Consider the following 19882-nt stretch of genomic DNA (forward strand, 5'->3'; position numbering starts at 1 on the left):
AAGTATTAGGGTGTTGGATATTGATGGATATTGGATATTTGCTTTGGGATATTATTTGGGAATCTTGATGGGAATAATATTAATATTAGAGATATATGAAAACAATTAAGCATCTGATGCTGGCTATTCTTATGGTACTTTCCTTTCAGACGAGTTCGTTTGCTTGGGGGGCTATTGGACATTATGTGATCGGTAAGCTTGCGGAATGGCAAATGAATCCAGCTACTGTAGAGAGAGTAGAAAAGGTACTGCACAAGGAGTCAATCTCGGGGGTGGGGGTATGGATGGATAATATCCGATCTGATAAGAAGTATGACTATACTTATACGTGGCATTGGGTGACGACAGTGGATGGTGAATATGATCCAGCATTGCAAGAGGAAACTGGTGATGCCTATGAGGCTTTTGGTAGATTGAAAGAGACTCTCAAGAAGGGCGGACTTAGCCCTGAAGAAGAAAGGGATCAGTTGCGTATGCTAATTCATATAGTCGGTGACTTACATCAGCCTTTTCACGTAGGCAAGCCCGGAGATCGTGGAGGGAATGATGTCAAGGTTAGCTTTTTCAACAAAGAAACCAATATTCACGCGATATGGGATTCGGACCTTATAGAAGGAAAAAAAATGAGCTTTACTGAAATAGCTACAGAGCTTCAGAAAAGAATAAATGCTGATTTGATCAAAGAATATACAAGTAAAGGGCCTGCGGAATGGCTCAAAGAAGCGGTGGCTATTAGACCTGCCATGTATGATATTCCAGATAATGGCAGAATCGGCTATGAATACATCTATAAGCATTACCATCATACAGAGGAAAGACTGATCGCTGCCGGAATCAGGTTGGGTCAGGTTTTGGAGGAGATTTATGGGTGATCCATGCTTTAGTATTTGTTGATTGAAAATCAACGAAAACTAAATATGCTACTTAATTTAATGATATTGATGAAAACGCACTAAATCGGTGCGTTTTTTGTTTTTGAATAAATATTTAGGACTAAGGGTAGCATTATATCTTTCCCGATTTAGTTTTTTCCTGACTTCGACACTGGGACACCCGAAATCAAAAACCGAACATTTTTGCCATTTTTCGCTGACTCTCGTTCAAAAATAGGGTCTTTCTCAGCTTTTTCCCTGTTGATTTGAGTTGAATTTCTACTGTATATATACCTTTTGCTATTTCAATTGCTTTTTGTGGTGAAAGATTTGCTTCTTTTTCATTCAATTGCCTTTCAAGTTCTTTGTAAACTTTGTAAGCAACGAATGCAATGCTGATATGGGCTTCTATTCTCCTTTGTTTGTAATGATAAATTGGTCTTACCTTTATATCATTTTTGGTTATTCTGAACGCCTTTTCAATCTTCCATAAGTTATTATAATTCTCAATTACCTGTTCTTTATCAAGCTTTGTATTGGTGATGTAGCCTTTGAGACCGTCCCATTGTCCATCCTGCTCAAACTTTTCCATGTCTAAGGCGATCTTTATCTCACCTTCCATTTTTAGGTATTTGTTGTATCCTCTGTTGTTGATATGGGTTTTATTGAGTTTACCAGTATTTAACTGTTTTTCGAGCTTTTTAAGCCCCTTTTCTCTGTTGATCTTATCCTTCTTGGCTCGCTTTTCTGAGTAGCTCACAACCATTCTAAGGTTCTCTTCCCAATCCAAAGAAAAACTCTCGCCATTTTCTAGCTCCAGAGCCAACACTTTGCTTTTTTGATTGGTGCCAGAAGACTTAAGGCGAGCCCCAAAAATGAACTCATACCCGTTATCAAGTAATTCTTTGATATTGCTTTTGGAAAGTAAACCAGAATCTGCCACAACTATTGGGGCAGGAAGATTATACTTTTTCCTAAAAGTCTCTATTACCGGAATCATGGTATGTCCCTCGAACTTATTGCCCTCAAAGATCTCATAAGCCAAAGGATAGCCATCAAGACCCACCAATAGACCCAAAACTATCTGGGGGTTCTGGTGCTTACCTTCTTTGGAAAAACCAGTCTTTCTGAGATCATCTTCCTGATCTACTTCAAAATATAGTGTGGTACAATCATAAAAAACAATATTGATACTGCCTCCCAGTATTTTCTTGGTGTGATCAAAACTGATCAGCTGTACTATCTCTTTATAATTGTTGTAAAGCTTGTCCATATACCGGTATAGATCCTGAACATGAAAATCAAGACCGTGATAAGTTAACAGGTAATCACAGGTCTTGAGTTTACTGGCTGGAAAGCAAATCCTGGAATAGACAAGCCACTTAAAAATATCATCTTTGATTATGTTAAATCCAATATCATTGAATATCTTATTCAAGAGGAGTTCTGTACCTGAAACAGTAATGTTTTCAACACTTTCCAATACAGATTCAGCAACCTGTTCCTCACTGTTGAAGGGGATATCGATTAGGCCTTTATAGTTCTTGATCCACTCTTCTCCCAAAGAAACAAACTCTTCAACTTCTGCAGGATTAGAGCTGCTACCTATGGTTTTGGCAACTTTATAGCTTCCTCTTACTTTGTCTATTACCTGAACACTGATCTTGCCACTTTTATTGGACTTTTTGCGAACAAACATGCTTAAAAGTAATCAAATTTACATCTGGGACACCCAAACTGAAAACCAAAAAAATTATAAAACATTATTTTTCAGGATATTATCTAAAAATGGGACTGACGACTGTCGAAGTCAGGAGGAAAGACTGATCGCTGCCGGAATCAGGTTGGGTCAGGTTTTGGAGGAGATTTATGGGTGATCCATGCTTTAGTATTTGTTGATTGAAAATCAACGAAAACTAAATATGCTACTTAATTTAATGATATTGATGAAAACGCACTAAATCGGTGCGTTTTTTGTTTTTGAATAAATATTTAGGATTAAGGGTAGCATTATATCTTTCCCGATTTAGTTTTTTCATTTGAGATAGCGTAATTTGCATTTTTCAAATCTAATGTAAATAGCCATTGACCAGATTCTTTGATACAAAAATTGAGTTTCTCAAAGGAATGGGGCCACAGAGGGCTGCATTGATCAATAAGGAACTGAATATATTCACTTATGGTGAGCTATTACAACACTATCCGTTCCGGTATGAAGATCGAACGCATTTTTTCAAAATCAAAGACCTGCATGAAGACCTCGAGCATGTCCAAATCATTGCGAAAATCCGAAGTGTTGAAACGATTGGTGATGGTCGAAGAAAACGATTAGTAGCCCATGTTTTTGATGATACAGGAGAGATGGAGCTCACTTGGTTCAAAGGAATTCAATGGGTTCAAAAAAGACTTGTTGCAGGAGCTTTGTTTGTGTTTTTTGGGAAACCTGCCAAGTATGGGCGTAAATTCAGTATGGCTCATCCAGAGATGGATGTACTCACTCAGGCACAAGAAGAGCGGAGTTCTTTCCAACCAGTATATTCTACTACAGAGAAGCTGCGTGCTAGGTTTCTAGATTCCAAGGGTATCTCTCGAATCATGGAAGGCTTAGTCTCCGTAGCATTTCCGCACATCCAAGAGACGCTACCCGCACCTATTTTACAACGCTTTAATTTAATTCCCAAGCGTGATGCCATGAAGCAGATTCACTTTCCTGACAATCCTGATATCCTCAATAGGGCTAGGTATAGGCTGAAGTTTGAGGAGTTCTTCTTTGTCCAATTGCGGCTTCTCATGCTAAAATTGACAAGGATTGAGAAATCTATGGGGCAAGTGCTGAATCAGACCGAATTGTTGGTCAAGTTTTACAATGATTATATTCCCTTTGAGCTTACTGAAGCACAAAAGCGTGTAATAAAAGAATCATTTGCAGACATGAAGTCGGGTAAGCAGATGAACAGGCTGATTCAAGGGGATGTGGGTAGTGGCAAGACCATGGTAGCGTTTATTTGTATTTTGATTGCGATAAGTTCTGGTGCTCAATCTTGCTTGATGGCTCCGACAGAAATATTAGCCAATCAGCACTATGAAGGTCTAAAAGAATATGCTGACATGATGGGTTTGAACATTGCCTTGCTTACTGGCTCTACCAAAAAGTCTGCAAGAAAGGTAATCCACGAGATGCTACGCTCGGGAGATTTACACATCATCATCGGGACACATGCCTTGCTAGAAGATATTGTACAGTTCAAGAATTTAGGCTTGGCCATTGTGGATGAGCAACACAGGTTCGGTGTTGCACAGCGTGCCAAATTATGGGCAAAGAACGAGCAGTACTTGCCACATGTGCTGGTAATGACGGCCACCCCTATCCCAAGGACTTTGGCAATGACACTTTATGGCGATTTGGATATCTCTGTTATAGACGAGCTGCCTGCCGGAAGGAAACCCATTCAGACGGTTCACCGATATGACAAAGATAGGTTGAAGGTTTTTGGATTTATAAGAAAGCAAATCCTAGAAGGGAGACAGGTATATATTGTGTATCCCCTGATCCAAGAGTCAGAGACTTTAGATTTGAAAAACCTTATGGATGGCTATGAGAGTATTTGCAGGGCATTTCCTGAGTATCCGATCAGCATAGTCCATGGAGATATGAAAGCCGCAGACAAGGACTATGAAATGCAGCGCTTCGTCAAAGGAGAAACGAAAATCATGGTGGCCACCACAGTGATAGAAGTAGGTGTAAATGTCCCAAATGCGTCTGTGATGGTGATCGAGAATGCGGAGCGATTTGGACTTTCTCAGCTGCATCAGCTAAGAGGTAGGGTAGGAAGAGGTGCAGAACAGTCGTATTGTGTTTTGATGAGTAAATACGAGCTCTCCAAAGATAGTAGGGTGCGCCTAGATACCATGGTGAGGACCAACAATGGTTTTGAGATAGCAGATGTGGATTTGAATTTACGAGGGCCTGGGGATTTGATGGGGACGCAGCAGAGTGGGGTTGCAGACCTGTTGATTGCAGACCTGAGTAAGGACGCCCAGATATTGACAATGGCGAGAGATGCCGCTCAAGACCTTATTCAAGCTGACCCAAATCTAAGTCTTCCAGAAAATGAGCTTGTACTGAGGCAAATCAAAGCCCAGAAGCAGCACGAGATGAATTGGAGCAGGATTTCATAAGGCTATATTTCATTACTTTTTCTGTGCATAAGGTTTTTTTAAATATAAAATGAATAAAGTAATAATCTGTTTCCAGAGATCCAGTATGTATGATGAACTTCCTTCATACCTCATAATATATGAATTCAAAGGTTGAGTTTGAAAATCTTATGAGTGCAATGAGTGGTCTCTTGCGGTGAATAAAGCGTGTATTTACCGCATTTTGTGCAAGGTTTCTTTCTTGTCTTGATCGTGCACTAGTTCAAGCCGAAGATGCTTTAAACGCTGTTCTCAATAAAGCAAATTATTGGAATTTTTGAATACCAAACCACTTAATAAACGTCAAAAACTTATGATGAACAAACTTCTAGATGGTTTTGAAGGAAAACTTAACACCCCTAAATGGGCCAAAATTACTAAAGTATCAACAGATACAGCCTTGCGAGGTATAATAAAAAAAACCCCGTATTTCTACGAGGTTTATGTACCAGGAGCGGGAATCGAACCCGCACGGCCGTGAAGCCACAAGATTTTAAGTCTTGCGTGTCTACCAATTCCACCATCCCGGCTTCACTAAGTAAAACTTAACTTAGCTACTTGTAAACAACAAAGCCCTTGTACAAGGGCTTCTTGAGCGAGAGACGAGATTCGAACTCGCGACCCCGACCTTGGCAAGGTCGTGCTCTACCAGCTGAGCTACTCTCGCTTGATGTTGTGTTGACTTTGACCTGCTGTCTCCGTCTTTTGTGTGTGCAAAGGTATATCAGTTTTCTATATTTGCAAAAGGTCTAGCGAAAAAAATGAACATTTTTTTTCAAAAATATGCTCGCGTATTGATTTTCAGTACATTATTTCATTCGGGTATTTAGTAATATTTTCACCATTTCTGCGGTTGTCTTTGCATTCAGCTTTTTTAGGATGTTTTTCCTATGTGTATTCACTGTATTGATCGCTATATTGAGTTCGTCGGCGATCTCTTGTGAGCTCTTTCCCTCCAATATCATGTTGGAAATCTGTCTTTCCTTTTTCGTAAGCTTAAAGTTTAAAGTTTTAGGCTCATACTTGGTGGCATGAATCTTATCACCATTCTTTGAGGTGTATGAGTAGCTCCAATCGAAACTATTGATTTGAGGAGGAGTATTGAGAAGTAATAAAACATGGAGGTCAAAAACCACATTTTTGTTCCTGTCGATAAGGTAAGGCCTTACTTTGCAAGTAAACCATTTGATCTCTTTTGTTGTCTTGTGAACCCACCTAACGGTGTAAGTGAACTCAAAGCTGTCCATTTCCTCTCTGCTTAACGTTTGGAGAAGATCGAATACGATTTTTTGAAACTTGGCCAACTCAGGTACATCATCAGGGTGAAGCATCATCAAGACAGCTTCCATTCCTTTTTTCTTAAAAAAAGAGCTTGGATAACCCATGATGTCCTCCACATTATCCGTGAAAAATGCTAGACTTAAATCTCTATAATCAATACACCCGATGATGATGCCCTCCTTCATGCCAATCTGCTGACTCAGTATCTCTAAGTCTTTCAGTAACTTATCCTCATCAATGTCCGTGTCTGTAAATTCCCTTTCCTTCCATTCAATAAAAAAGTCAGAGAATTTTCCCTGGCTTCGTAGTTTGTCACGTAAAAAACTATCCATATATCCAATTTATGCTAGAATTGCCCAATACAAACTAAACCTAAATTAATCGAAATACAATTAATTTTCAAGTTTTTTCTTGATTTCATTTAGTTTGATAAGTGCTTCTACTGGAGATATGGTGTTGATATCTATGGCATCAAGCATTTCTTGAGCTGCTTTGAATTTGGGATCGATTTCAAATAGACTCAGCTGATAGTTGTTTTTTGGTAATTCTTTTATTTTTTCCTTTTGATCATGTAGGGATTTGTCTTTTTCCAAATGAATCATGATCTCTGATGCCCTAAGTACAATTGGGTTAGGCATACCTGCCATTTGAGCTACATGTATACCAAAACTATGCTCACTACCACCTTCTTTAAGCTTTCTCATGAAAATTACCTTATTCCCAACTTCCTTGACAGACACATTGAAGTTTTTGATTTTTGGAAAATCCTCGGCTAACTGGTTCAGTTCATGATAGTGAGTTGCAAAGAGTGTTTTGGCTCTTGATTTTGGGTGATTGTGCAAAAATTCCACAATAGACCATGCGATGGAGATACCATCGTATGTTGAGGTGCCTCGTCCAATTTCATCCATCAATACCAAGCTTCGATCTGATAAGTTATTGAGGATGCTGGCTGTCTCGGTCATTTCTACCATAAAGGTAGACTCTCCTTTGGAAAGGTTGTCAGAGGCCCCTACCCTTGTAAACACTTTATCGATCAGTCCTATCCTTGCATAAGATGCAGGCACAAAGCTGCCCATCTGTGCCATTAGCACGATCAATGCTGTTTGTCTCAAAAGAGCAGACTTACCAGCCATGTTTGGTCCTGTAATGATGATGATCTGTTGTGACTCATTGTCCAGGTAGATGTCGTTTGGCACATAGGCCTCACCAACTGGAAGTTGTTTTTCGATAACTGGATGTCTTCCATCTTTGATTTCCAAGGCATCTGTATCAGAGATTTTCGGCCTTGCATATTTATTCGTTTTCGCCACGTTGGCGAATGAAAGTAAGCTATCTATAGTTGCGAGAATCCTTGCATTTTGCTGAATCTGGCTCACATATTCCGATGCATCTTGTACTAATGCTAAGAAATACCGCTGTTCTATAGCAATCATCCTTTCCTCTGCATTGAGAATCTTTTCTTCGTATTCTTTAAGTTCTGGAGTAATGTATCGCTCGGCATTCACCAATGTCTGCTTTCTGATCCATTCCTGAGGAACTTTGTCCTTGTGGGAGTTTGTCACTTCAAGGTAGTAGCCAAAGACTTTGTTGAAGGCAATTTTAAGTGAGCTAATGCCTGTACGCTGAGTCTCGCGCTGTTGAAGTTGTACAAGGTAGTCTTTCCCTGTATTTGCTAATCCTCTATATTCATCGAGTTCTGCATCTACACCATCTTTGATGATATTACCTTGATGCGTGAGCATTGGTGCTTCTTCTTGGAGTTCTTTTTCTATTTTTTGGAGTAAAAATTCACAGGAATTGATTTGATCAGCAATTTTCTTTAATGAATCATTGTCTACATTTTTCAATGAGTCCTTAATTGGCAAAGTGTTTTTAAGTGCTTTTTTAAGTTGATTCATCTCCCTAGGGTTGATTCTACCTACAGCTACTTTGGAAATGAGTCGCTCAAGGTCCCCTATTTGTTTTAAATGAGTCAGCAATTCTTCTGAAAGCTCATTAGCCTCAAAGAAGTATTCTACAATCTTAAGCCGCTCTTCAATAGGCTCTTTTTCTTTTAGCGGGAGAACGAGCCACTTTTTCATCATTCTCGACCCCATGGGTGTTACTGTTTGGTCTAGGATGCTGATCAGTGGAATTCCACCCTCTTGCTGGGGATACACTAGCTCTAGATTTCTGATAGTAAACTTATCAAGCCATACATATTTTTCCTCTGCAATTCTTGAAATCTGGGAAATATGCTTGACATCTTTGTGTTCTGTCTCTTCTAGATAATAAAGAATGGCACCAGCTGCCACTATCCCAAATTCAAGATTTTCTATCCCAAAACCTTTTAGATTTTTGGTCTGAAAATGTGAAGTAAGTTTTTCATAGGTGTAATCATACTGATAAACCCAGTCTTCACATTGAAAAGTAGCAAAGTTATCTTTGAGTATTTCTGATGCTTTAGCTTTTGATGCTTTTGAATAAATCACCTCCGATGGGCTGAAGCTTTGGAGTAGTTTTTCGATATAAGCCTGCGAACCCTCTGTACACATGAATTCTCCTGTCGACAGGTCAAGAAATGCTACCCCTGAAGTGTCTTTAGCAAAGTATATGGAGGCGAGATAGTTGTTTCTCCTCTTGTCTAGTACATTGTCGTTGAAAGAAAGGCCAGGTGTAACAAGTTCAGTGACACCTCTTTTTACTATTCCTTTGACTTCTTTAGGGTCTTCGAGCTGATCACAGATAGCAACGCGATTTCCAGCTCTTACCAGCTTGGGAAGGTAGCTGTCAAGTGAATGATGGGGAAAACCAGCAAGTTCAATATGAGAGGCAGCACCATTGGCTCGCTTGGTAAGTACGATATCCAATACCCTACTGGCAGTCACCGCATCTTCCCCAAATGTCTCATAAAAATCACCAACTCTAAAAAGTAACAATGCTCCAGGATGCTTTGCTTTGATGGCATTGTATTGCTTCATCAATGGAGTCTCTTTTACCTCTTTTGCCTTCGTCTTGGCCATATTCTGCCTATATTAAATCTTTGTGCTAATTTTGATCTCTTGAAAGCTTGAAATTATAACATTAAGAAAGCTAAACAAAGCCCAATGAAAAAATTAAGCATGGAAGAGCTCAATAGGCTCTCGATAGAGGAATTTAAGGAAGTCAAAAAAAGTCCCTTGGTGATCGTATTGGATAATATACGGAGCCTGAATAACGTAGGCTCTGCTTTTAGAACATCGGATGCCTTTTTGATAGAGAAGCTTTACCTCTGTGGAATCACTGGTAGGCCACCTCATAGGGACATTGAAAAGACTGCATTGGGTGCGACAGCATCTGTTGATTGGCAATATTTTCCTTCTACAAACGAAGCCTTGGAGGTTTTGAAATCAGAAGGTTATGAAATCTGTAGTTTTGAACAAGTGGATAAAAGCGTCAAACTTCATGAGTTTCGAGCTGTACCAAGTAAGAAATATGCCTTGGTGTTCGGAAATGAAGTGTTCGGTGTAGAAGAAGAAGTGATTGCATCTTCAGACCACATCCTCGAAATTCCACAGCTAGGGACCAAGCATTCCTTAAATATATCTGTGACCTTAGGGATTGGAGTTTGGGATTTCATGAGCAAAATGGAACTGTTGTAGACTAGAATTTTCTCATTTATTATATGATGTAGAAAATTGTCATTTTTAGGTAGAAAATTATTTAGTTCATAGATTGATATTAGGTGCTTTAGTGATATATTTCACCAGTTAAATATATGCTTATGAAGTTTTCCTATTTGCTAGTTCTGTTATTGCATTTTAGTATAATCACCAATGCCCAAAATGAGTTTGACTGGGATGCTTCTAGAGCAATTAGCCTGCAGGATTTTCAATCTAAGAGATCAAGTGTCGAAGGGGATAAAATCTTTATTCATCCGACTATTAACCTGGGTTTTGACATCAAAATGAGTAATTATGAATTTATGTTTACAAAGAATTTTAATGATAAAGTGACTTGTAAATTTAATCCTAAATCCTCTATTCTAATTTCTGAAAATGAGCAGCAAGCAAGGGCTTTGATCAAGTTTACGCAATACCAATTTGACTTACATGAGTTACATGCCAGAAAACTTAGAAAGCGCATGCTTGAGGGTAATGGAGTATTTTCAGATGTTTCATTTATCCAACCATTGTTTCAAAAAACCCAGGAAGAATTGGCAGAAGAAATTGGTGAAGTGACAGAACAGACTAATATTGGACTCAATGAGGAATTGCTTTTGACTTATCATTTAAAAGTGTTGGATGAAATTGAGACTTTAAAGGACTTTTGCAAAACTTGTAAGCCTCCGAAAGCCAGTAAAAAGAGTAAATAATTATGAAGGCTATGAAGTTAAGTTATCTTGTTTTTTTACTGGCACTTTTTGTATTTCAAGCAAAAAGTCAAACGGTCAGCTATTTAAATGTCGGATTTTTTCCTATCCAAGATACAGAGAAATATCAACCTTGCTACTATTCGATCACGCAAGAAGAAAATGGGTTTGAAAAAGTGGAGATTTTTACTTTGGATTCAGTTTTGGTTATGCATAGACAGATCAGTAAAGATTCAATTGGAAATAAGTTGACAGAAATTCAAACAGAGTATGCATATGATGGATGGAAGAAGTCAGAAGTTAGTAATTCATATGAGGATAACTCAAAACTAATGTTTATTTTTTATGAAAATGAAGAAGTAAAAATAATTGAGCGATACATTGAAGATGAGCTGATATCTAAATTAAGTTTTGATGAAGAGGGTAATGAAATAGAAGCATCAGAGTTTATTCAAGCAGAACCTGTTGGAGGTCTAGAAAGGTTGTATGGGTACTTTGGAGCTAATTTGAAGTATCCAAACCTTGCTAGGAGGAAAGGTATAGAGGGGGTAGTATATTTGTGTTTTGAAGTCTCAGAAGAGGGAGAAATTGTAAATTTGGAAGTTATGAACCCAGAACCATTTCCGATGCTAGCAGATGAAGCTTTACGTGTATTTTACAGAAGTCCATACCAATGGAAAGCTGGTACCAATGATGGGGATCCTGTTCGTACAGGGATGAGGTTACCAATTAAATTTAAGTTAGGGAGATAAGCTATTCAAACATTTTAAATACTGGACGTTTCATCACCTAAAGTGACCATTATTACCAATGCATGTTTGAGATTACGCAACAAGGCCTCAGCTTTGCTTATAGCCATGACACAGACATCACCCATAACAGTCAAAAACAAACTCGAATCCAAAGAGTATTTTAAAATCTCCAGGTTTAAGCCCTTGATCAAAAAAACAAAGCCTCACAAGCATGAAGGCTATTTCGAGCTTATTTTTATAGATAAAGGAGAAGGGTTTCATTGTATAGAGACTGAGAAGCATCAACTTAAATCGCCAGACTTTTACTTTCTAAAACCTGGGCAGATGCATTTTTGGCAGTTTACAGAGATTCCTGTGGGCTATGTGATGATGTTCAAAGAGGAATTTATCGATGCTGTTAAAGAGGTCAAGATTCTACAGCAATTAACTCAAATGGGAGAATTAACAAGAATCCCTACTTGGGGTGATAGCATGGTTGGGAAGATATTCGAGGATATTTTGGCAGTATATCAAAATCCCACACCAAATGCAGATGACTTGATCAAGGGTTATCTTAGGGTGCTTTTTGCAAAAATTGCAGACTATACGATTGAATCCCCCCAAGATTCAAAGGAGTATCCTCTGTGTGATAGATTTTTGAACTTATTATCTCAACAGAATCCACCTCTGCATCGGGTGGCAGATTATGCTGATTCACTTCAAACTTCACCACAAAACCTGAATCATGCTTGTAAGAAAAAGACAGGTAAATCAGCTTCAGAACATATCAGTAATCAATTGATCCTTGAAGCCAAAAGAAATATTCTACACACCGATCTTAACATAAACCAAATTGCAGATTTACTCCAATTCAATGATGCATCCTATTTTGTGAAGTTTTTCAAAAAGCATACAGGTGAGACTCCTTATCAGTACAGGGGTAGGTATTTTGGGTAGATATTTGTGCTTGACCTTTGAGTGAGCCGCGGCGAACCCGAAAGTCTTTGTACAATGGAAAACGTTTTCAGAAAAGGTGTTCTTACTAATGAAATCTTCCAGGTCAGAAAAAGACCTCAAAGGTTGTCTCTCCACTTTCATATTTACCATTTTTCCATTCATTTTTACCACGATCCCTGAATAGACATGGGTTAATTTTGTGATTGGTGAATAGAACCTCATCTTTCATCCCATAATCCTATGTGTAAAACAATAGTAACTGGTGTTCTTTTGGTTTTGATGGCCTGGGAAGCTCAAGCTCAATGCTATTTCAGAGAATTGCTAGAGATCAGCACGACTAATTACCCAGAGCTACAGGCCAAAAGATTAGAAACGGAAGCAGCTCAACGGCAAGTTCAATACGAACGCTCGGATTTTCTTCCAAGCCTCGATGGCTCTTACCAAATGACTTATTCGACCAATAATAATATCACAGGAATGTTTTTTCCGGGTCAAGTTTTTCCTATTTCGGGACCACCTGTTCCAGAGAATCAGATGGATTTTACCTTTGGTTCTGCAGCATCGCTTTTGATGAATTGGAGTCCTTTAACTTTTGGGAAAAGACAAAGTAAAATTCAAGCTTCAAAATACAGTCAAGCCTTGACTTCTAATGAAGAATCTTTGGCCATTTTGGAACACCAAGTTCGATTTACAGAGGCTTACCTCAATCATTGGGCTGCACAGTCCATGGTCACAGCAGCTCAAAAAAATAGTGAACGATACCAAAGCAACCTCTCTTTGTCAAAATCTTTGGTGGAAAATGGACTTAGGCCAGGCGTAGATACTGCCCAGTTCAGGTCTCTATATGTGCGGTCCAAGATTGATTTTCTTCATGCCCAAAAAAATGCGGAGTCTTTGCGCGCAAGGCTCATCGAGCTTTTGGGTGAAGACCATGTCGAAATAGGTTTGGATAGTTCCCTTAGCGAAACTCCACGCATTCAAATAGAGCAATTTGGAGATCAGCACCCTTTGTTGCAGCGTTCGCATACCCAAACACTATTGGCAAATGCCAAGAAGATAGCGTTGAGCAGGTCTCTGATGCCTGAGCTTAATATCTGGGGAACTGCATTTGCCAGGGGCTCTTCGATACTTTATGAGGGTGGTTTCAACGACCCTACAGATGGACTTGCATTTTCTCGGTACAATTACGGCCTTGGTTTTCAAGTGGCGGTGCCTATACTCAGGTTCGCAAGGACTTCCAAACTGATCCAGAGGCAAAACGCATTAATACTAGCTTCAGAAGCATATGAGAAGCAGGTTGAAAGGGCCTTGACAAAAGACAAGGCTGTGGCTATGGTCACACTAGAAAAATCTCTGGAGGCCGCAGCGCTTGCACCTGATTATGTACAAGCGGCATCTTTTACATTTGAAGCTTTGCAAGCTAGGTATGATGCTGGATTGATCAACCTCAACGAGATGATACAAGGTCAAGCAGAATTGGCACGCGCAGAGTCAGACAGCATAAAAGTGATGGCTGAAATGTGGAAGGCTTTACTGTATCATGCTGCGGTGAATGGTGATTTTGAATATTTCTTACAAAACCTGAATTGATATGGATTTAATCAAACTTTCATTGCGCAAACCCATATCTGTCATGGTAGTGATTTTGGCTATTGGGTTTTTCTCTTTTTTGACTATTAGAAGTATGCCCATTGATATTTTTCCTAAAGTTGGTGTACCTACAATCTACGTAGCTCAACCCTATGGGGGGCTTTCTCCTGAGCAGATGGAAGGATACATGACTTCAATCTACGAGCAACATTTCATTTATATCACAGGGATTTCTTCTATGGAATCCCGCTCTGTACAAGGAATGTCCCTGATCAAACTTCAGTTCCATGAAGGTACGGATATGGCTGAGTCTATGGCACAGATCGTTGCCCAAGTCAATAGAGCTGGAGGGAAGATGCCACCAGGAACTATTGCGCCTTTTGTGGTTCGATATGATGCTGGCAATGTACCTGTAGGTCAGTTAGTATTCAGTTCTGATAGTCGTAGTCAGTCAGAAATCCAAGATTTGGCGCTGAATAGAGTTAGGCCAATGTTCGCCAGATTGCCTGGGGTATCTTCTCCACCTCCAGTAGGGGGAAACCAAAAAAGTATCGTGATCGATATTGATCCAGACAAATTGAGAAGCTACAGGCTTTCTACAGAAGATGTGGTAGAGGCCATTGCTACTGGCAACAAGTTGGTTCCCTCTGGAAGTATTCGTGTAGATGATACAGAGTATTTGGTCAAACCCAACTCCGTGGTAGACAATTACAAAGAGTTTGAAAATATCCCGATTCAAAGTCAAAGAGGACCAGCTGTCTACTTGAAGGATCTCGCAGAGGTAAAAAATAGTGCAGATATTACTACAGGGTATGCTATGGTGAATGGCCAAAGGTCAGTTTATATTCCAGTAACCAAGCGTTCGGATGCTTCTACTTGGACAGTTGTCAAAAACATTAAAAACGCATTACCTGCCATGCGTGAGGCAGTACCAGAGGATATAAAAGTGGACTATGCTTTTGATCAATCTGGTTATGTAATCAAGTCTTTGAGAAATATTTTGACTGAAGGGCTGATTGCTTCCGTGCTGACAGGCTTGATGGTCTTACTCTTTTTGGGAGATTGGAGGAGTGGGTTAGTCGTTGTGCTGACGATTCCTTTAGCACTCTTGACCTCTGTAGTTTTTCTGAATTTGTCAGGTCAGACGCTGAATATCATGACTTTAGTAGGTCTGGCTCTATCCATTGGGGTATTGGTCGATGAGGCTACTGTTACTATTGAGAATATCCATAGGCATTTAGAAATGAAGAAATCTATGGCTAAAGCTATCATTGATGGTACAAGAGAAATCGTTATACCCAAGCTTTTGATCGTAATCAGTATTTTGGCGGTATTTGTTCCTTCATTTTTTATGTCAGGTGTACCTCGGTCAATGTTTTTGCCACTTTCATTGGCGGTAGGTTTTGCAATGATTGCATCATTTTTATTGTCTCAATCCTTTGTTCCAGTGGTTGCAAATTGGATTCTGGATAGTAAATCACTCGAAGAGCAAGCAAGCAAACAGCATAATGGAAGATTTGATCGTATCCAGAGAAACTACCAAAGATTATTGGAAAAATTGCTGCAGCGAAGTAGTCTTACAGTTGTTTTGTATGGCTTTTTTTCCACCATTGCTGCTATTGGTCTATTTCTTATAATTGGCACAGAGGTGTTTCCCCAAGTTGACGCAGGTCAATTTCAAGTCAGAATAAATGCAAAAGAAGGTACTCGCATCGAGAAGACAGAACGTCTCACCCGAGAGTTTTATCAAAATTTGGAAGAATTGACTGGTAAAGGAAATATAGAAGTTAGCTCTGGATATATAGGGACTATTCCTTCTGCTTACCCAGCGACAACTACTTATATCTGGAATTCTGGACCTCAGCAAGCAATTCTCAAAGTGAAATTAAAAGAAGGTTCTGGTCTAAGAGTAAATGACCTTAAAGAAGATATCAGGTGGATGGTTTCTGATAAACTTCCCGAATTGCGGATCAGTTTCGAGCCTGCCGACATCGTTGATCAAGTAATGTCAATGGGCTCAAACACACCAATAGAAATCGCTGTGACTGGAAAAGACCTAAAGGAAACCAGAGCTTATATAAATAAAGTCAAAACTGAAGTGGAAAAAATATCATACCTGAGAGATATTCAAATTGCCCAGCCACTAGATTACCCAACCTTGAATGTCAATATCGATAGGGTTCAAGCTGGTCAATTGGGGTTGACAGCTGATGAAGTAGGGAAAGCAATGATTTCAGCTACTAATTCGAGCAGGTTTACTAGGCCTGTTTATTGGCTAGATCAAAGTTCAGGGAATTCCTATCAAGTACAAGTTGAGATTCCTCAATATACCATGAATTCAGAAGAAGCATTGGCCAATGTTTTTTTACCTCAGGTCGGGGAGTCAAACAATCGTCTTGGTGATGTTGCGACCATAAATCAAAGTGTATCTACTGGAGAAGTGGTAAGGCTAAACCAACAAAGAATGCTCTCTGTCACTGCCAACCTACACAATAAAACTATCGGCGCTGCTAGAAAAGATATAGAGGAGGCAATCGAAGCTGCTGGTGAAAGACCTAGGGGTATCAATGTTTTGGTCAGAGGACAATTGGAGTTTTTGGAGCAAACACTCACAGAGCTTCAAACTGGGTTGATTATTGCGGTTTTTGTGATTTTCTTGATGCTCTCGATCAATTTTCAGTCTTTTAAGGCAGCGATTTCTACTTTGTCTACAATTCCAGCAGTAGCATCGGGCTCTTTACTTTTTTTGCTAGCATTTGGGGCTACACTCAATATACAATCTTATATGGGTTTGATCATGGCTTTGGGAGTTTCAGTAGCCAATGCGATTTTGTTCACAACTTTTGCAGAGGGGGAAAGGCTAAAACATGGTGATGCACTTAAGGCTTCCAAAGATGCTGGTAAAAGTAGATTGAGGCCCATTTTGATGACCAGTATTTCTATGATAGTAGGTTTGATCCCTTTGGCTGTTGGTGGAGATCAGACTGCACCCCTGGGTATTGCTGTGATCGGTGGATTGTTGTTTTCTACCCTGACGACCTTATTGGTAATGCCGGCAGTTTATGCTCGATTGTTAAAGCATGCTAGCGTTGCACCGATTTCAATGGATCCTTATGACAAAGCCTCTATATATTATGAGCATGAAGATAACGGGATTAAAGGAATTGATAATTAATAGATTGCGCTTGTTATATGTCTGGTAGAAAAAGTTATTACCTAATAATATTAAACTGATATCTCATGAAATTGTCTAAGCATACTTTGCTCCTATTTTCAGTTTTCCTTTTTGTTGCGTGTAATTCATCTCGAAATGAAAAAGATGCAGAACAAGGAAGGAAGGTATATGAAACAATCACTATTGTGTCTACCGACTTGCAGGGAAGTATCAGTCTGCCAGCCGAGCTAAAATCATTTGAAAGTGTTGCTATCTATGCCAAAGCGGCAGGTTTTGTACAGCAAGTCAAAGTGGATCGTGGTTCTAAAGTGAAAAAAGGGGAATTGCTTGCCCAGCTAGATGCTCCTGAGCTCGTGGCTAAACTTGCAGCTGCTAAAGCAAAGGTCCTTCAGTCGGAAGGTCTGGCTCAATCTGTTCAATCTAAATTGGCTACTATTAAGGATCAGCTTGATCGAATTCAAAAGACTTCTCAAACTCCGGGTACCGTATCCGATGCCGATCTTCGTCGAGTTGAAAACCAACTTAAGGAGGAAGAAGCCATGGTAGCGTCAAGTTTGTCAGCTTTGGAAGCCTCAAGGTTTGAACTTCAAGCAGCGGAACAAATGGTGAGCTATTTGATCATAAGATCCCCATTTGAAGGAATCGTTACGGAGAGAAATATACACACAGGTACATTTGTGAATCATCAAAGCTCAGGTAAACCTTTGTTTCAACTAGAAATGAATAATGTGCTTAGGTTAGAGATTCCACTTCCAGAAGCATATTCTGGTTATGATTTAAGCAGGGATAGTGTCAAATTTACATTGAATGCGCAGCCTGGTGAAGAATTTAAAGCAATGGTCAGTCGTCAGTCTGGAAGTCTTCAAAATGCAAGTCGAACAGAAATCATCGAAGCAGATGTTCCCAATGAATCCGGGAAGTTAAAAGCTGGAAGCTTTTCCCAAGTAAAGATTCCCTATTTCAAGCCCAATGTAATCATGGTGCCAAGCTCATCTGTAGTGACAAGTATGGAAGATAGATTTGTGGTCAAAATAGAAAATGGAGCCGCTAAAAGAGTTTCTATTAAGAAGGGAATCACTCAAGATGGGAAAGTTGAAGTATTTGGCAGGATAAATATAGGAGACAAAATCCTCAAAAACCCAAGTGATACTATTCAAGATGGAGATGAAATACACATAGAAAACTGATTTCGTTTTAGATCACAGGCAAGATCAGCCAAACGCTAAGTTAGGACTTGCTGAAAAAATCTCAGGTATGCCTGGAACTAGCTTGAAAAATTTGAAATCAATAAATTTAAAATTATGATTAAAAAACTCTCGAAAACTGACAATTCAAAAACTACAATTATCATCAGGCTCATGGTAGGTGCTGTATTTCTCTCTGAAGGAATTCAAAAGTTTCTTTTTCCAGCCATTAGAGGCGCAGGAAGGTTTGAAAAAATTGGCTTACCTAATCCAGAATTTTTGGGAAGCTTTGTTGGCGGATTTGAGATTTTATCTGGGATTTTGATTTTGTTTGGCCTATGGACGAGATTAGCAGCTATTCCTACTTTGATCATCATGCTAGTAGCTATAGTCACTACGAAGTCCGAAGTGTTGCAAAACGAAGGTTTTTGGCCTATGATGCATGGAAGCCGGACCGATTGGAGCATGTTGTTGGGAAGTATTTACCTGATTATCCGAGGGGGAGGGAAGTGGTCGATTGATAAGGTTTTAAAAGTCTAAAGAAAAATCTTCGGGATCATAAAAAGATCTCAAAGGTTATAAATATGCACCTTGACCTTTTAGTACGCAGCAGGGTACTCGAAGGTCTTAAGAATTTGAAATAATAGTTTCTCGCAACGATCGCTGCGAGGAATAAACATAAATTGAAAGCACAGCCAACCTTGTGTTCATTACAAGAACTAATCAGAAAATCAAATCTTATGAAATGGTCATTCTTTATTCTATTTGCCCTTTTGCTAGTTTCGAATGTATATGCACAGGAGAAAGAGAATTTTATAAAGGGTAAGTTATAATGCTATTTAACTCTTTCAAAAACACTAAAGCATTCACTTGCACATCCATTTAAACTTTTGCCATAATTATGTTCTAATTGTAAACGATTGTTTTGTGTAAGGTTTTCCATAATTATTTCTGAATAAGTCGAGGTCTTAATTCCGTAAAATTCAATTTCACAATCAAAAGTTAATTCGATTTCAGGAAATATCCCCTTGAAAGCATATTTTCCAGTAGTGCATTCTTCAAATTTCGTATAGTTAAATGTCCCATCTTCAAATAAACTAAGCGTATAGCCATCCTTAATTTCTTGCCAATCATATTTTGGGGGAGTTACATGCTCATCAACTAGAACGAATTTTTGAACTTGGACCCATTCACCAATTATTTTGTCTTGGTATGGAAAAAGCATTGTTGGTTCTTCCACTTTTGAACAAGAAAGCATTAATAAGGTAAAAGCGATAAAGAATAGTTGATTTTTCATGAGGGCTCTAAGTGGAATATAGTGGGTAGTCGAATTTGAGTTTCCCAGAGATAAAGTAAATCATATTAATAAAATTGGATATATTCCTGTAACCTCTAGCTCTTTTTTTGCTAGTTGAATTTTTGAATTTATTCCTTTAAGAACACCATTTGTTAAATTAGTTTCTGTGTAAGTAATAATACCAAACCAATGTGCTTGAATTGTCTTAGCCGCTTCAATAAAAGGGAATATACCTGATTCCTTCACTAAATCACACCAGTATGCC

General features: G+C 39.0%; 15 protein-coding genes, 2 tRNA genes and 1 pseudogene. 11 read left to right on the forward strand and 7 right to left on the reverse strand.

Translation table 11 applies throughout. The annotated features are described in order from the left end of the window. Positions 1 to 95 precede the first annotated feature (95 nt). Positions 96 to 872 (forward strand): S1/P1 nuclease, encoded by a 777-nt coding sequence (locus MM239_RS16255; RefSeq protein WP_241349311.1) that lies wholly within the window; start codon positions 96 to 98, stop codon positions 870 to 872. Between the two features lie 187 nt (positions 873 to 1059). Here the strand turns inward: MM239_RS16255 and MM239_RS16260 are convergent, their stop codons facing one another. Next, positions 1060 to 2571: an IS1634 family transposase gene (locus MM239_RS16260; protein WP_241349312.1), complete on the reverse strand. Its 1512-nt coding sequence runs from the start codon at positions 2569 to 2571 to the stop codon at positions 1060 to 1062. Here MM239_RS16260 and MM239_RS16265 point away from each other — a divergent pair. Both MM239_RS16265 and recG read left to right on the forward strand, forming a co-directional pair. Then, the gene (locus MM239_RS16265) at positions 2570 to 2749 is read left to right on the forward strand and encodes a hypothetical protein (RefSeq protein ID WP_241349313.1); all 180 of its coding nucleotides are present in this window, start codon (positions 2570 to 2572) and stop codon (positions 2747 to 2749) included. The two genes, MM239_RS16260 and MM239_RS16265, sit on opposite strands and share 2 nt — an antisense overlap. Before the next feature lie 208 nt (positions 2750 to 2957). After that, entirely contained in the window at positions 2958 to 5051 is a 2094-nt protein-coding gene (gene recG / locus MM239_RS16270; RefSeq protein ID WP_241349314.1) for an ATP-dependent DNA helicase RecG, read from the forward strand. A 464-nt stretch (positions 5052 to 5515) separates the two neighbouring features. Here the strand turns inward: recG and MM239_RS16275 are convergent. The 4 genes from MM239_RS16275 to mutS form a co-directional block, all read right to left on the reverse strand. Further along, a tRNA-Leu gene (locus MM239_RS16275) sits at positions 5516 to 5599 on the reverse strand. A 64-nt stretch (positions 5600 to 5663) separates the two neighbouring features. Continuing rightward, positions 5664 to 5736 (reverse strand) — tRNA-Gly (locus tag MM239_RS16280). A 142-nt stretch (positions 5737 to 5878) separates the two neighbouring features. After that, positions 5879 to 6682 carry a LuxR C-terminal-related transcriptional regulator gene (locus MM239_RS16285; protein WP_241349315.1) on the reverse strand — a complete coding sequence of 268 codons (804 nt, stop codon included), beginning with the start codon at positions 6680 to 6682 and terminating at the stop codon, positions 5879 to 5881. A gap of 60 nt (positions 6683 to 6742) precedes the next feature. Further along, entirely contained in the window at positions 6743 to 9355 is a 2613-nt protein-coding gene (mutS, locus tag MM239_RS16290) for a DNA mismatch repair protein MutS (protein ID WP_241349316.1), read from the reverse strand. Positions 9356 to 9439: 84 nt separating this feature from the next. Here mutS and MM239_RS16295 point away from each other — a divergent pair, with 84 nt between their 5' ends. From MM239_RS16295 to MM239_RS16330, 8 genes are all read left to right on the forward strand, one after another. Continuing rightward, the gene (locus MM239_RS16295; protein WP_241349317.1) at positions 9440 to 9973 is read left to right on the forward strand and encodes an RNA methyltransferase; all 534 of its coding nucleotides are present in this window, start codon (positions 9440 to 9442) and stop codon (positions 9971 to 9973) included. A gap of 122 nt (positions 9974 to 10095) precedes the next feature. Then, positions 10096 to 10686: a hypothetical protein gene (locus MM239_RS16300; RefSeq protein WP_241349318.1), complete on the forward strand. Its 591-nt coding sequence runs from the start codon at positions 10096 to 10098 to the stop codon at positions 10684 to 10686. A gap of 11 nt (positions 10687 to 10697) precedes the next feature. Next, entirely contained in the window at positions 10698 to 11435 is a 738-nt protein-coding gene (locus MM239_RS16305) for an energy transducer TonB (protein ID WP_241349319.1), read from the forward strand. 105 nt (positions 11436 to 11540) lie between these two features. Beyond that, the gene (locus tag MM239_RS16310) at positions 11541 to 12371 is read left to right on the forward strand and encodes a helix-turn-helix domain-containing protein (RefSeq protein ID WP_241349320.1); all 831 of its coding nucleotides are present in this window, start codon (positions 11541 to 11543) and stop codon (positions 12369 to 12371) included. 240 nt (positions 12372 to 12611) lie between these two features. Further along, positions 12612 to 13961 carry a TolC family protein gene (locus MM239_RS16315; protein WP_241349321.1) on the forward strand — a complete coding sequence of 450 codons (1350 nt, stop codon included), beginning with the start codon at positions 12612 to 12614 and terminating at the stop codon, positions 13959 to 13961. A gap of 1 nt (position 13962) precedes the next feature. After that, positions 13963 to 17136, forward strand: coding sequence for an efflux RND transporter permease subunit (locus MM239_RS16320; protein WP_241349322.1), 3174 nt, complete (start codon positions 13963 to 13965; stop codon positions 17134 to 17136). Between the two features lie 65 nt (positions 17137 to 17201). After that, on the forward strand, positions 17202 to 18323 hold the full coding sequence (locus MM239_RS16325; protein WP_241349323.1) for an efflux RND transporter periplasmic adaptor subunit: 1122 nt from the start codon (positions 17202 to 17204) through the stop codon (positions 18321 to 18323). A gap of 114 nt (positions 18324 to 18437) precedes the next feature. Then, on the forward strand, positions 18438 to 18860 hold the full coding sequence (locus MM239_RS16330) for a DoxX family protein (RefSeq protein ID WP_241349324.1): 423 nt from the start codon (positions 18438 to 18440) through the stop codon (positions 18858 to 18860). A 295-nt stretch (positions 18861 to 19155) separates the two neighbouring features. Here MM239_RS16330 and MM239_RS16335 read toward each other — a convergent pair whose 3' ends face one another. Further along, positions 19156 to 19617 (reverse strand): hypothetical protein, encoded by a 462-nt coding sequence (locus MM239_RS16335; RefSeq protein ID WP_241349325.1) that lies wholly within the window; start codon positions 19615 to 19617, stop codon positions 19156 to 19158. Positions 19618 to 19624: 7 nt separating this feature from the next. Next, positions 19625 to 19882 (reverse strand): annotated as a pseudogene (locus tag MM239_RS16340) (ISL3 family transposase); the annotation flags it as partial.

Origin of the sequence: Belliella filtrata, assembly GCF_022549775.1 — a bacterium.
GTDB lineage: Bacteria > Bacteroidota > Bacteroidia > Cytophagales > Cyclobacteriaceae > Belliella > Belliella filtrata.

Excerpts from the sequence above, each read along its gene's own strand:
- MM239_RS16325 (WP_241349323.1), top strand. The coding sequence starts at position 17,202 with ATGAAATTGTCTAAGCATACTTTGCTCCTATTTTCAGTTTTCCTTTTT.
- MM239_RS16295 (WP_241349317.1), top strand. The coding sequence starts at position 9,440 with ATGAAAAAATTAAGCATGGAAGAGCTCAATAGGCTCTCGATAGAGGAA.
- MM239_RS16320 (WP_241349322.1), top strand. The coding sequence starts at position 13,963 with ATGGATTTAATCAAACTTTCATTGCGCAAACCCATATCTGTCATGGTA.
- MM239_RS16285 (WP_241349315.1), bottom strand. The coding sequence starts at position 6,682 with ATGGATAGTTTTTTACGTGACAAACTACGAAGCCAGGGAAAATTCTCT.
- MM239_RS16330 (WP_241349324.1), top strand. The coding sequence starts at position 18,438 with ATGATTAAAAAACTCTCGAAAACTGACAATTCAAAAACTACAATTATC.
- mutS (WP_241349316.1), bottom strand. The coding sequence starts at position 9,355 with ATGGCCAAGACGAAGGCAAAAGAGGTAAAAGAGACTCCATTGATGAAG.
- MM239_RS16260 (WP_241349312.1), bottom strand. The coding sequence starts at position 2,571 with ATGTTTGTTCGCAAAAAGTCCAATAAAAGTGGCAAGATCAGTGTTCAG.
- MM239_RS16315 (WP_241349321.1), top strand. The coding sequence starts at position 12,612 with ATGTGTAAAACAATAGTAACTGGTGTTCTTTTGGTTTTGATGGCCTGG.
- MM239_RS16300 (WP_241349318.1), top strand. The coding sequence starts at position 10,096 with ATGAAGTTTTCCTATTTGCTAGTTCTGTTATTGCATTTTAGTATAATC.
- MM239_RS16265 (WP_241349313.1), top strand. The coding sequence starts at position 2,570 with ATGCTTAAAAGTAATCAAATTTACATCTGGGACACCCAAACTGAAAAC.
- MM239_RS16255 (WP_241349311.1), top strand. The coding sequence starts at position 96 with ATGAAAACAATTAAGCATCTGATGCTGGCTATTCTTATGGTACTTTCC.
- MM239_RS16310 (WP_241349320.1), top strand. The coding sequence starts at position 11,541 with ATGACACAGACATCACCCATAACAGTCAAAAACAAACTCGAATCCAAA.
- MM239_RS16335 (WP_241349325.1), bottom strand. The coding sequence starts at position 19,617 with ATGAAAAATCAACTATTCTTTATCGCTTTTACCTTATTAATGCTTTCT.
- MM239_RS16305 (WP_241349319.1), top strand. The coding sequence starts at position 10,698 with ATGAAGTTAAGTTATCTTGTTTTTTTACTGGCACTTTTTGTATTTCAA.